The 12,443-nt window shown below is 64.8% G+C and carries 5 protein-coding genes and 5 pseudogenes; 2 read left to right on the forward strand and 8 right to left on the reverse strand.

Annotated elements, in window-relative coordinates; translation table 11 throughout:
* Together YO9_RS17540 and YO9_RS0107925 are read left to right on the forward strand one after the other, a co-directional pair.
* Positions 1-187 (forward strand): annotated as a pseudogene (locus tag YO9_RS17540) (glycosyltransferase); the annotation flags it as partial.
* Between the two features lie 10 nt (positions 188-197).
* Positions 198-994 (forward strand): annotated as a pseudogene (locus YO9_RS0107925) (phosphatase).
* A gap of 152 nt (positions 995-1,146) precedes the next feature.
* Here the strand turns inward: YO9_RS0107925 and YO9_RS0107930 are convergent.
* The 8 genes and pseudogenes from YO9_RS0107930 to YO9_RS0107960 all read right to left on the reverse strand — a co-directional run.
* The gene (locus YO9_RS0107930) at positions 1,147-2,232 is read right to left on the reverse strand and encodes an inositol-3-phosphate synthase (protein WP_016996982.1); all 1,086 of its coding nucleotides are present in this window, start codon (positions 2,230-2,232) and stop codon (positions 1,147-1,149) included.
* A 162-nt stretch (positions 2,233-2,394) separates the two neighbouring features.
* Positions 2,395-3,162 carry a LysE family translocator gene (locus YO9_RS0107935; protein WP_016996983.1) on the reverse strand — a complete coding sequence of 256 codons (768 nt, stop codon included), beginning with the start codon at positions 3,160-3,162 and terminating at the stop codon, positions 2,395-2,397.
* Positions 3,159-4,249 (reverse strand): annotated as a pseudogene (gene mgrA, locus YO9_RS0107940) (L-glyceraldehyde 3-phosphate reductase). Before mgrA ends, YO9_RS0107935 begins: the two are co-directional and overlap by 4 nt.
* 135 nt (positions 4,250-4,384) lie before the next feature.
* Complete coding sequence (gene treZ / locus YO9_RS0107945; RefSeq protein WP_016996985.1) at positions 4,385-6,205, reverse strand: malto-oligosyltrehalose trehalohydrolase; 1,821 nt, start codon at positions 6,203-6,205, stop codon at positions 4,385-4,387.
* 2 nt (positions 6,206-6,207) lie between these two features.
* Positions 6,208-8,570, reverse strand: a pseudogene (treY, locus tag YO9_RS0107950) (malto-oligosyltrehalose synthase).
* 167 nt (positions 8,571-8,737) lie between these two features.
* Positions 8,738-10,926, reverse strand: a pseudogene (gene glgX, locus YO9_RS0107955) (glycogen debranching protein GlgX).
* A gap of 97 nt (positions 10,927-11,023) precedes the next feature.
* Complete coding sequence (locus YO9_RS17545) at positions 11,024-11,371, reverse strand: NAD(P)H-hydrate dehydratase (protein WP_223286281.1); 348 nt, start codon at positions 11,369-11,371, stop codon at positions 11,024-11,026.
* A gap of 123 nt (positions 11,372-11,494) precedes the next feature.
* The coding region (locus YO9_RS0107960) for an NAD(P)H-hydrate epimerase (RefSeq protein ID WP_317259795.1) at positions 11,495-12,443 on the reverse strand (949 nt) is incomplete at its 5' end.

Consider the following 12,443-nt stretch of genomic DNA (forward strand, 5'->3'; position numbering starts at 1 on the left):
GTTGGTGCCCGGGCGCACCCCCGAGTTGTGGGCTCAGGCACTGTACCGAGCGGCGTCGAACCCCCAAAAATGGCGGGCCATGTCTCGCGCCGCGGCGGAGCGAGCCCGCAAGCTCACGTGGGATCACGTGGCGGCCCAACATGAGGTGGCTTACACACGCTGCGCGGGCGAGCACGTAAACACCTAGACTCGAGGGTGTGACCACCGCGTATCTCAGCCGTGAATCGTTGGCCAGGTATCTGGATCGTTCCCGGATCACCGGCGCCGTAGCGACCCCCCGCGAAGCAAACCTGCGCAATATCCAGGGATTCCTGGACGGCGACCAGCACCAGCACATGGGCGTCGAACAGACCAAGGACTGGACCTACAAGTCCGTGTTCAAGCTCATGCGTGACCGCGTGGGCATCAACGAGGACCCCAAGTACACCGAGGGCCAGGATTCCATTTCCGCTGCGCTGTGCATTGCCGCGCTGGACAAGTACGCGGATGTTTTCAGCGAGGCCGTTAAGGGCCGTAAGCGCTTGTTGTTCGCCACCGGCCACCCTGCCGGACTCGCCCCCGTCTATGCCCGACTGGCTCGCGTCGCCCGAAAGTCCGGCGCCGTGTGCTCCGTATCGACGGTGCCATTCCGTTCGAGGACGGCGACGTGCGCCAGATCGAAGACGTCGTGATGGTCGAACAATACGGCGGCCTGCGGCATACGCACTTCCCGGAGCCCATGAAATTGGTGTTGGAACAGCTGACCGCAGAAGGCCGCGAACAGCCGGATCTGGTGATTTCCGATCACGGTATGGCCGGTTACGCGGGGTCTCAGGCCAAACTGCGCACCATCGCCATGGGTGACTGCAATGACCCCGGCATCTTCGTGGCCGAGGCCCAGGGTGACGTAGAGGTCACCGTTCCCCTGGATGACAACGTGGCACCGCATCTCTACAACCCGTTGGTTGACTACATCATTTCCCGCGCGGGTCTGGCGGGGCAGGACCGGAGATAGCTCCTCCACCTGAAATTCCGGACATCCCTACGCCACTTTGCGAGGGTGAAAAGGGCCCGAGGATGACCCAGATCTCGGTCCTCAACGGAATCGACGGCGCCCGGTACCGAAGTGAATCGGTACCGGGCGCCGTCGTTCGTTCTAAAGCGTGTTTAGCGCTCGATCTCGCCGCGGATGAACTTCTCGACGTTCTCGCGAGCGGTGTCGTCATCGAACTGCTCGGGCGGGGACTTCATGAAGTACGAGGACGCCGAGGTCAGCGGGCCGCCGATGCCGCGGTCCAGGCCGATCTTGGCGGCGCGGATGGCGTCGATGATCACGCCGGCGGAGTTCGGGGAATCCCACACCTCGAGCTTGTACTCCAGGGAGATGGGTGCATCGCCGAAACCGTGGCCTTCAAGACGCACGAAGGCGAACTTGCGGTCGTCCAGCCAACCCACGTAGTCGGAGGGGCCGATGTGAACATCCTTGGCGCGCATCTCGTGCGGCACGTTGGAGGTCACGGCCTGGGTCTTGGAAATCTTCTTGGACTCCAAGCGGGAACGCTCGAGCATGTTCTTGAAGTCCATGTTGCCGCCCACGTTGAGCTGGTAGGTGCGCTCCAGCACGTAGCCGCGGTCCTCGAGCAGCTTGGCGAGCACGCGGTGGGTGATGGTGGCGCCCACCTGGGACTTGATGTCGTCACCGACGATGGGAACACCGGCGTCGCGGAACTTCTGGGCCCATTCCTCGGTGCCGGCGATGAACACGGGCAGGGCGTTGACGAAGGCTACGCCGGCGTCGATGGCGGCCTGCGCGTAGTACCGGTCAGCGTCCTCGGAGCCTACGGGGAGGTAGGAGACGAGCACGTCCACCTTGGCGTCACGCAGTGCCTGAGCGACGTCCACCGGTTCGGCGTCCGACTCGGTGATCATTTCGCGGTAATACTCGCCCAGGCCGTCCAGGGTGGGGCCGCGCTGTACCGAGACGCCCAGGTTGGGGACGTCCGCGATCTTCATGGTGTTGTTCTCGGAGGCGAGGATCGCTTCGGAGAGGTCCAGGCCCACCTTGGCCGCGTCCACGTCGAAGGCCGCCACGAATTCGACATCACGCACGTGGTAGGGGCCGAACTGCACGTGCATCAGGCCGGGGACAGACTCGGAGGGGTCGGCGTCGCGGTAGAAGTGCACGCCCTGAATGAGCGATGTGGCGCAGTTGCCCACACCTGCAATGGCCACGCGAATGGGGTGTTCGGACACGGTTCTCCTCGGGGAATCAAGTAGTCAGTGGTCATTGTGCAAACCCGCGCCGACACACGGGTGGCTGACCCACCGCAGTGCCGCGCCGCACAGAACCAACTACACAGTCTAGTCAAGCAACGGGTCGGTTAACGCACCGTTGCGGGCAGTCATGGCTGGGGCTTACCAGGACAGCGCAGCCTCCACGAGCAGCAGCAAGGAGACCGCCAGGAAGACCACACCCGCGATCAATTCCACGCCCACGGAATGCGCTTGGAACCTTGCGGCCAGTGCCGGCACGGACCCGAACCACGCAACCGCGCAGAACCACGCCAGCCCCACCACGAACAACAGCACGGCCACGAGCATTGATTCCCACCACAGCGCGTTCGCCGGTACGACCGAGGCGAACAGCGCGATGAAGAACACGATGGCCTTGGCGTTCGACAGATTCGTGATGATGCCTTGAACGACCGCTCTGAAACCGGTCAGATTCTTAGTACCCAAGATCCCGCCACCGTGCGCGCTGGGCGCAGGCTCCGGGATCTGCTCGGCGGCCTCCACGGTGGCCGGCGACGGCGCCGCCTCACCCGAGCCGGGTACGGCACCGCCCGTGGCGGTAGCGTGGGCAGTCTCCGAACGACGTCGTGAACTCGCCTTGGCCGCGAGCGCCGAGCGTATGGAACCGTAGCCCATCCACGCGAGGAACAGCGCACCGGCGATCTGGATGGTGAGCTTGAGAACCTCGTTCTGGTTGATCACCACCGTGACGCCCGTGAGCGAGAGGGTGATCCAGATGATGTTGCCGATCATCACGCCCAGGGCCGTGAGCATGGCCTTGCCTCGCGAGGACAGAAACGCGTTGCGGAGGATGACCAGGATGTCCGGGCCGGGCGAGACGATGCCCGCGATCCACAGGCCGAGCAGGGCTAAATACTGTGTGGTGCTCATGCGTGCTTGGAGTCGGTCGCGGCGCCCCAGATGTTGATGCCCGCGTCCGTGACGAGGGAATCGATGCGCTCGAGTTCGGCGTCCGAGAAGTCCAGGTTCTGGATGGCCGCGGCGGAATCAGTGATCTGCTGCGGGGATGAAGCACCCACGAGCGCCGTGGTGACCTGGCCTTCGGCCTGCGGGCGCAGAACCCACGCAATGGCCATTTGGGCCAGGGTCTGACCGCGATCTTCGGCCATGGAGTTCAGTTCCTTGATCTGCGCCAGGGTGTTCTCGTTCAACCATTCCGGGTTGAGGGACTTGCCCGCGGCGGCGCGAGACTCCTCCGGAACACCGCCCAGGTACTTGTTGGTGAGCATTCCCTGGGCCAACGGGGAGAAGCTGATGGACCCCATGCCCGCCTCGGTGAGGGCCGCGAGCAGGTTCTTGCCCTCCGCGCGCTCGTTGGGCTGTTCGATCCAGCGGTTGAGCATGGAGTACGAGGGCTGGTGGATGAGCAGCGGGGTGCCCAACTCCTTCATGATCCTCTGCGCAGCCAGCGTGAGGTCCGCGCTATAAGACGAGATACCCACGTAGGTGGCCCGACCGGAACGCACGATATGGTCCAGGGCGCCCATGGTCTCTTCGAGCGGAGTGTCGGCATCTGGGCGGTGGTGGTAGAAGATGTCCACCCGGTCCAGGCCCATGCGCCCGAGAGACTGATCGATGGAGTCGAGCAGGTACTTCCGCGAGCCACCCACTCCCCCGTACGGGCCCGGCCACATGTTCCAGCCCGCCTTGGTCGAGATGATGAGTTCCTGGCGGTACCGTGCGAAATCCTCGCGGAGAATGCGGCCGAAATTCAACTCCGCCGAGCCCGCGGGTGGGCCGTAATTATTGGCCAAGTCGAAGTGGTGATGCCCAGGTCGAACGCCTTACGCAGGGTGGCGCGCATGTTGGCCAGCGGGGTGTCATCACCAAAGTTGTGCCACAGCCCCAGGGACAGCGCGGGCAACTTCAGCCCCGAATTCCCCACCCGCCGGTACGGCATGGTTTCGTAGCGGTCCTCGGCCGCGGTCCAGACAGTGTCATCACCGAAAGTCAGCATGGGGACTAGTGTGCCACCTGCTCGCGGTCGGTCACTCGAACCGCGTCAGTGCCACTGCCCTGTGCTGTCCATGACACGAGTAAAGCCGCGACAACCAGGAATCCGTCGATTCCGGTCGCCGCGGCTTCAGCCTGCTCAGACGCGCAGCACGGCAGCGGTATTGGGCGCCAGCGTGACCTTTCCGGGGGTGTCCAGCCCGGGTTCGACGCCGCTCACAAACAGCACCTGGGGCGCGTCACCTCCCATGAGCGGCAGCTCGCGTTCCTGGTCGGACAGGTTGATCGCGGTGACCACACCGTGCTCCGATTCGGGTTCGCTCATGCGCTTGAGCACGACCCACTGCTCGTCGTCACTGGCCTGGGTGGCCATGGTGGCCCAGTCCTGGTTGGTCAGCTCGGGGGTGTCGCGGCGCAGCGCGATCAGGTCACGGTAGGCGGTGAAGATCCGTTCGTGATCGCCCTGGTGCACCTCGTCCCACTTGAGCTTGGAGCGCTCGAAGGTCTGCGGGTCCTGCGGATCCGGCACGGACGCGTGGTCCCACGCCATGGCCGCGAACTCAGCCTTACGGCCCTCGGCCACAGCCTTACCCAGCTCCGGTTCGGGGTGAGCCGTGAAGAACTGCCACGGAGTGCTCGCGCCGAATTCCTCGCCCATGAACAGCATGGGCGTGAACGGCTGGGTCATCAGCCACGTGGCCGCGCACAGTGCACGGTCAACGCTCACGGTGTGGTTCATGCGGTCGCCGGCCGCGCGGTTGCCCACCTGGTCGTGGTTCTGCAGGAACGTGACGAACTGCCACGGGGACACCTCGGAGGGATTGATCTCCCGACCGTGCGAACGCCCGCGGAACGTGGAGTACGTCCCGTTGTGGAAGTACGCGGTGTGCATGGTCTTCTCCAGGGCGTGCAGGGAATCGAAGTCCCCGTAGTACCCGTGGTTCTCCCCCGTGAAGGCCACGTGAGCGGCGTGGTGCACATCGTCCAGCCACTGAGCATCCATGCCCTGCCCGTGTTCCTCGGCGGGGATGATCATGCGCGGATCGTTCAGATCGGACTCCGCGATCGTGAACAGGTTCTTGCCCGTGCGCTCGGATTCCTCCTTCACACGATCGGCAATCTCCTGCAAGATGTGCTTGGCGCGGGAGTCCGCGAGCGCGTGCACGGCGTCCAGGCGGAACCCGTCCACGTGGTAGTCGCGCAGCCACATGGTCACGTTGTCCAGGATGTATTCGCGCACCCCGTCCGAGCCCCAGTCATCCAGGTTGATCAGGTCACCCCAGCTGGAGGCGCCGGTCTTGAAGTAATCGGCGAACAACGGCAAGTAATTGCCGCTGGGTCCCAGGTGGTTGTAGACCACGTCCTGCACCACGCCGATTCCCTTGGCATGGCAGGCATCCACGAATCGCTGGTAGGCCTCGGGTCCGCCGTAGGACTCGTCCACGGTGTACCAGGCCACGCCGTCATAACCCCAGTTGTGGTCACCGTTGAAGCCGTTGACCGGCAGCAGCTCCACGTAATCCACGCCCAGATCGGCCAGGTAATCCAGCTTCTCGATGGCGGAATCGAGAGTGCCCTCGGGTGTGAACGTGCCCGGGTGCAGTTCGTACAACACGGAGTCCTTGAGCAAAGGAGGCTGCCACGCGGCGTCGCTCCACTGGAACTCCTCCGGATCGAATGTGCAGGACAGATCGTGCACACCCTGCGGCTGGCGCCGCGAGCGCGGATCCGGCAGCACGTCGGAGACAGAGGTGCGTTCCTTGTCCGTGCCCTCGTCGAAGACCTTGGTCAGCAAGTAGCCGTAACGCACGGTTCCCGACGCCGCCTGCTCACCTTCCGCGAGCGTCCACCACCCGGGTCGCTCGGCCAGGCCCTCCATGGTGTGGTCGACGCCTTCCACACGGACGGTGACTTCGCGGGCGTGGGGTGCCCACACGTCGAAACGATGATCATTGGTCATGCTCAGCGGTCCTTTCGGCGCAGCAACGCCACGGGATAGGTGTCAAGGAGTTCGGCGAGCTGTACGCCGCCGGTCGAGGTAAAGGTGCGGCGGGTCAGGATGTCTTCCCAATCGCCGTCGCTCAGGTTGACGGTTTCGTCCGTCCAACCGCCGGCCTTGGCCAGCCCCACGGGGAAGCGCGTGACCACGGTGGCCGCACCTCCGCGGTCGAAGCCCAGGGCGTGCTCGGCCAGCGCGCCGGTGAACTCGAGCGGTTCATAACTGGTGAACAGTTCCGGGTGCTCACGGCGCAGTCGCAGCGCCCGGGAGGTCAGCAGCATGCGGGCGGCACCGGTTTCGTCCACCGATGGCGAGCCACCGTCGGTGCCGGGAAGGCCCGAGTCCAAAGTGGTCAGCAGTTCATCGCGAACTTCGAAGTCCACGGGACGCCGGTTGTCCGGGTCCACCAGGGACGGCTCCCACAGCTCCTGTCCCTGGTACACGTCCGGCACGCCCGGCAGGGTCAACTGCAGGGCGGTCGCCGCCATGCCGTTGGACCAGCCCGGGGCGGTGGCGCGCTCCACGAAACCCTCCACGATGCCCCTGGCTCGCGGGTTGGTGAAGACGAAATCGATGAAGCGAGTCAGTTCCTTCTCGAACTCCTCGTCACCGTCTACCCAGGCCGTGGACACGGAAGCTTCACGCACGGCCTTCATCGCGTAGTCCACCGCACGGTCACGTTCGAGCGGCCACGCACCCATAATGGCCTGCAACACCAGGTTGACGGCCGGCCCGTCCTGCAGGGTAATGCCCGCGTCACGGGCTCGCGAGTACAGCGTGGCGAGCACCTCGGACCAGGCCTTGGCCGATTCGGACAACACCGTGATGCGAGCGCGGACCGAGGCCGAGCGCTTGGTGTCGTGCGTGGTCAGAGCGTTCATGGTGTCCGGGGATTCCCGCTGCCGCTGCGCAGCCAACTCGTGGAATTCGGCCGGGGTCAGTGAGAACACGGACGGATCACCGCCCACTTCCGTGAGGGACGTCAGTTTGGTGAATCGATAGAACGCGGTGTCCTCCACGCCCTTGGCCATGATCATGCCGGAAGTCTGCTGGAAGCGCTTGGCAACCTCGGTCAGCTCCTCCGCCGACGTCGTTGCGTCGCCCAAGACCGCGGCCAGGTCGTCGATCACGGCGCTCAGTTCCGGCCGAGCCTTCTTCGCTGCGGCCACGGCCTCGCGCTGGTAGTCGACGCCGAACGGCAGGTACGTGCGATAGACCGGGAAGTTCGCGAGGATTTCCGCGAGGCCGTCGTAGGCCTGCTCATCCGAATGTCCGAAATCCTCGGGGAGGTCGCGCACGAGTCGGTGCACCTCGGCGGCCAGCCCCACATCGGCCATGCGGCGCTTGGTGTCGTGAATCAGCTCGTCCCACCGCACGGGGTCGCCCTCGCGCAGCTTGGTGTCCAGGGAAGCCAGTTCGTAGTGGCCCTCGGGGTTGGTGAGCACGCGGTCGATCCAGCCGAGCGAGTCGTACCCCGTGGTGCCCGCGGTCTTCCACTGCTGCGGCAGCGACTCTCCGGGTTCCAGGATCTTCTCGACCGTGGTCCACGCCCCACCGGTGACGTCCGCAAGCTTCTCGAGGTAGTCCTCGGGATCGCGCACACCGTCCGGGTGGTCGATGCGCAGGCCGTCCACGAGCTTCTCGTCGAACCAGCGGCGCACCTCCACGTGGGATTCGTCGAAGACCTTCTGATCCTCTACGCGCACGCCGGCCAGGGTGGTCACGGTGAAGAACCGGCGGTAGTTCAGTTCAGAATCTCCGCGGCGCCAGTTCACCAGTTCGTAATTCTGCTTGGCGTGCACGTCCTGCGCAGAGTCGCCCTCCTGGTAGGTGCCCGCCGCGATCGGGTAAACGTTCTCGTAGTAGTGCAGGGTGCCGTCCTCCACCGTCAGCGCGGCGACTTCGTCATCGCCGTCGCCGAGCACCGGAATCAGGATTTTGCCGTTGCCTGCCGCCCAGTCCACGTCGAAGGAGTCCGCGTGCGGGCTGTTCTGGCCGTCCTTGAGCAGCGACCACCACCACGGATTCTCCTGTGGCACGGCTACGCCTGGTGGTTGGGAACGATGTCCACCACCACGCCCATTCCGGCGTCGTGGGCGGCCGCGGAGAGCGCTGCCAGACCGTCCGCTCCCCCGCGTTCGGGGTCGATCTCGGTCGGATCGGTCACGTCATATCCGTGATCCGAACCGCTCGTGGCGCGCAGCACGGGCGAGAGGTACACCCAATCCGCGCCCAAGCGCTTGAGGTACGGGACGAGTTCCGCTGCGCGGAAGAGGTCCTGCTGTGAGGTGATTTGCAACCGGTACGTTGAGGTGGGAGTCAGCACGCTTCCAGTCTTGTCGCTCACGCCCCGCAATGCCAGTTGCTCCGCCACGAGCGAGCATCGCCCGTAACTTTCTCGGGCGTTAACGCAACCGACGACGCCGCCCGGTGCGGGCGACGTCGTCGGTCGTCTCGAGCGCGGCCTACGAAAGGACGCGATCCATCACGGGATTACTGGTGGTCGTGCGGTGCCTGAGCGTACGCGGCGACCGAGGCGGCCACGGATGCGTCCGGCTCTTCCTCCGGAGCTTCCCACGCGCGCAGCACCACGGTGGACTTACCGGCCAGCGTGATCTGCGTGGAGTGGTCGCGGATCTCGCCGTCACCGTGCTCACCGGCGGTGTCCAGGATCTCTTCCCACTTCTCGCCGTAGTTGGCGGCGGGCAGGGTGAACTCCACTTCCTCGGGGGCCGAGTTGAAGTACACGATGAAGTTCACGTCCACGATTTGGCGACCGCGCATGTCCACACCAGCGATGCCCTGACCGTTGAGCCACATGCCCATGGAGCGGGTCAGCGGCTCGTCCCAGTCCTGCGGCACCATGGGGGTGCCGTCAGCGTTGAGCCAGGCAATGTCCGGCATGGGATCCTCGTCCGTGCGCTCGCCCATGTCCACGGGACGGCCGTCGAAGAACTGCGAGCGACGGAACGTGGGGTGGTTCTGACGCAGGTGCGTGATCGCTGCCGTGAACTCGATCAACGGACCGTCCATGCGATCCCAGTTGATCCACGACAGCTCGTTGTCCTGGCAGTACGTGTTGTTGTTGCCGTCCTGCGTGCGGCCCAGCTCATCACCGTGCAACAGCATGGGGGTGCCCTGGGACAAGAGCAACGTGGTCAGGAAGTTACGCTGCTGGCGGGCGCGCAAGGCCAGGACGTTGGGATCGTCCGTGGGGCCCTCCTCACCGCAGTTCCAGGAGCGGTTGTGGGATTCGCCGTCGTTATTGCCCTCGCCGTTGGCGTCGTTGTGCTTCTCGTTGTACGACACCAGGTCGCGCAGCGTGAAGCCGTCGTGGGCGTCACAAAGTTGACGGACGCGAACGGACGGCGGCCGCTGTTCTCGTAGAGGTCGGCGGAGCCGGTGATGCGGGACGCGAACTCACCCAGGGTTGCGGGCTCACCGCGCCAGAAGTCACGCACGGTGTCGCGGTACTTACCGTTCCACTCGGTCCACTGCGGCGGGAAGTTACCCACCTGGTAGCCACCGGGGCCAATGTCCCACGGCTCGGCAATGAGCTTGACCTGCGAAACGATCGGGTCCTGTTGCACGAGCTCGAAGAAGGTGGAGAGCTTGTCCACGTCGTAGAACTCACGGGCCAGTGTCGCGGCCAGGTCGAAGCGGAAACCGTCCACGTGCATCTCGGTCACCCAGTAGCGCAGCGAATCCATGATCAGCTGCAGCGAGTGGGGGTGGCGCACGTTCAGGGAGTTACCGGTGCCGGTGTAGTCCATGTAGAACTTGTGGTCATCGTCAACGGTGCGGTAGTACGCGTTGTTGTCGATGCCCTTCATGGACAGCGTGGGGCCCATGTGGTTGCCCTCGGCCGTGTGGTTGTAGACCACGTCCAGGATCACTTCGATGTCGGCCTGGTGGAGTGCACGCACCATGGCCTTGAATTCCTGCACCTGGCTCCCCAGGTGGGAGGCCGAGCTGTACTCGTTGTGCGGGGCGAAGAACGCAATGGTGTTGTAACCCCAGTAGTTGCGCAGCCCCTGGTCCAGCAGTGTGGAGTCCTGCACGAACTGGTGCACGGGCATGAGCTCGATGGCGGTCACGCCCAGCTTCTGCAGGTGCTCGATGACCGAGGGGTGTGCCACGCCCGCGTACGTGCCGCGCTGCTCTTCCGGAACATCCGGGTGCTGCATGGTGAGGCCCTTGACGTGGGCTTCGTAGATCACGGACTTGTGGTACGGGGTGTGCGGGGTACGGTCACCCTCCCAGTCGAAGAACGGGTTGATCACCACGCCCTTCATCATGTGCTCCGCCGAATCCTGATCGTTGTAGGAATCCTCATCACCGAAGTGGTAGGAGAACATGGACTCGTCCCAGTCCATGCCGCCTTCAACGGCCTTGGCGTAGGGGTCCAGCAACAATTTATTGGGGTTGCAGCGCAGACCCTGGGAGGGATCCCACGGGCCGTGCACGCGGTAGCCGTAACGCTGACCGGGCTGGACCTGGGGCAGGTAGCAGTGCCACACGTAGCTGTCCACGGCGGTGACGTCCACGCGGGTTTCCTGGCCGTCCTCGTCGAACAGGCACAGCTCCACTTTCTCCGCGACTTCCGAGAAAAGAGCAAAATTGGTGCCTGTGCCGTCGAATGTTGCGCCTAAGGGATAGGCGTGACCGGGCCAAACTTCCATGGGGTTGTCTCCTAGAGATTGATGACATGGCGAACGACGTTGCGTACGCGCGGGCGCGTTGGGGCGTCATTGGCCAACACCCAAGAATAGCGGGTACTTACTGTCTCGTTTTCCGTAATACGGTGCGCACGTTGGCTGCCAGCACCGTGGGCGGTACCGGGCCTTCACCGTCAACGCGGGATGCGAGCGCGTGGACGCCGGCTCCCAGTGCGACCGCGGCGGCCCATCGACCGTCTCCGCGTGCCCAGTCCCCCAGCCGCTGGAGGGCATCCGAGTGTTCGGATACGTGGGCGACTACGGTGCCCAGGATCCCGGCGAGTGTGTCGCCCGATCCGGCGGTGGCCAACCACGGGCTGGCCTGACCGATGCTCAAGCACACCTGTTCCAGACCGTCTTCCTCGGAACCCGGCGACGCGATGATCGTGGTAGCGCCCTTGAGAAGCACCGTGCGCCGGTGAGACGGGCCGCCTCGCGAGCCCAGTGAACGGGCGCCGCCTCGATCCGAGCGCGATCCGGGGCGTCATCCGTAATCCCGAATCCCTTGAGCCATTCGAAGACCTGCTCGAGTTCACCGGCGTGCGGGGTCAGGATCTTGTGCGCCCCCAGCTTGCCGTCCGCCACGAACTGCGCAGCTGGTGTCAGAGCACCGGCATCGAGCACCGCGGGTTCTTTCGCTTCGACACTGCTTGCACTCGAGCCGACTGGCTTTCATCGTTCGCAACACCGGGACCGGCCAACCATGCCTGCACGTGAACGTCCCAGGCTGATCATCCGAACAGACGATCTCCGGACTGGCGTTCAACACCATGCCGCGCGTGGTGGCGTCCCCCAGAAAACGCACCATTCCCGCCCCTGCGTTCACGGCGGCGTTGGTGGACATGATGGCCGCACCCGGATACATGGGGGTGCCTGCCACAACCCCCAGCACACCCCGGGTGTACTTGGTGTCCGTTGCAGTGGGGCGCGGCCAGGCAGCCAGGATGTCCTTGGCTTCGAGCCGGAACACGGAGGGGTTCTCCAGCCGGTCCTCGATCCCGATGGGAATCACCGTGAGTTGCCCGGAGACCTGCTCGCCCGGCGCCACCACGTGGGCGACCTTGGCCGCTCCGAACGTCACGGTTGCGTGGGCCTTGAGGACCGGCTCGGGAGCCTCGCCCGTGTCCGCATCCACACCTGACACCACGTCACACGCGACGATGCGCGGACCCGTGGGGCTGGTGCGCTGAAAGTTCCTGAAGTCCGCCACGAGCGAGGCGGCCTCCCCGCGCAGCCCACCCGAAGCTCCGGTGCCGAGCATCGCGTCGACCACGAGGTGCGCGGAGGTCAGCTTGGACAGTGCCTGTCCGCGGTCCACCGTGTGGAACCCCGCAATCGAAGGATCGACTTTCGTGCCCGGATTACTCGCCGCGTCCTGGCCCTCCAGTCTGACCACGGATCCACCCAGCGCCCGCAATGCCTTGAGCCCCTGCGGGTGCGCTTTGGAACCGGTCAGGATTGCCGTGACCATCACGCCCGCG

The organism is Kocuria atrinae C3-8, assembly GCF_000286355.1.
GTDB classification, from domain to species: Bacteria; Actinomycetota; Actinomycetes; order Actinomycetales; family Micrococcaceae; genus Kocuria; species Kocuria atrinae_A.

Excerpts from the sequence above, each read along its gene's own strand:
- YO9_RS0107935 (WP_016996983.1), bottom strand. The coding sequence starts at position 3,162 with ATGAGCACCACACAGTATTTAGCCCTGCTCGGCCTGTGGATCGCGGGC.
- treZ (WP_016996985.1), bottom strand. The coding sequence starts at position 6,205 with ATGACCAATGATCATCGTTTCGACGTGTGGGCACCCCACGCCCGCGAA.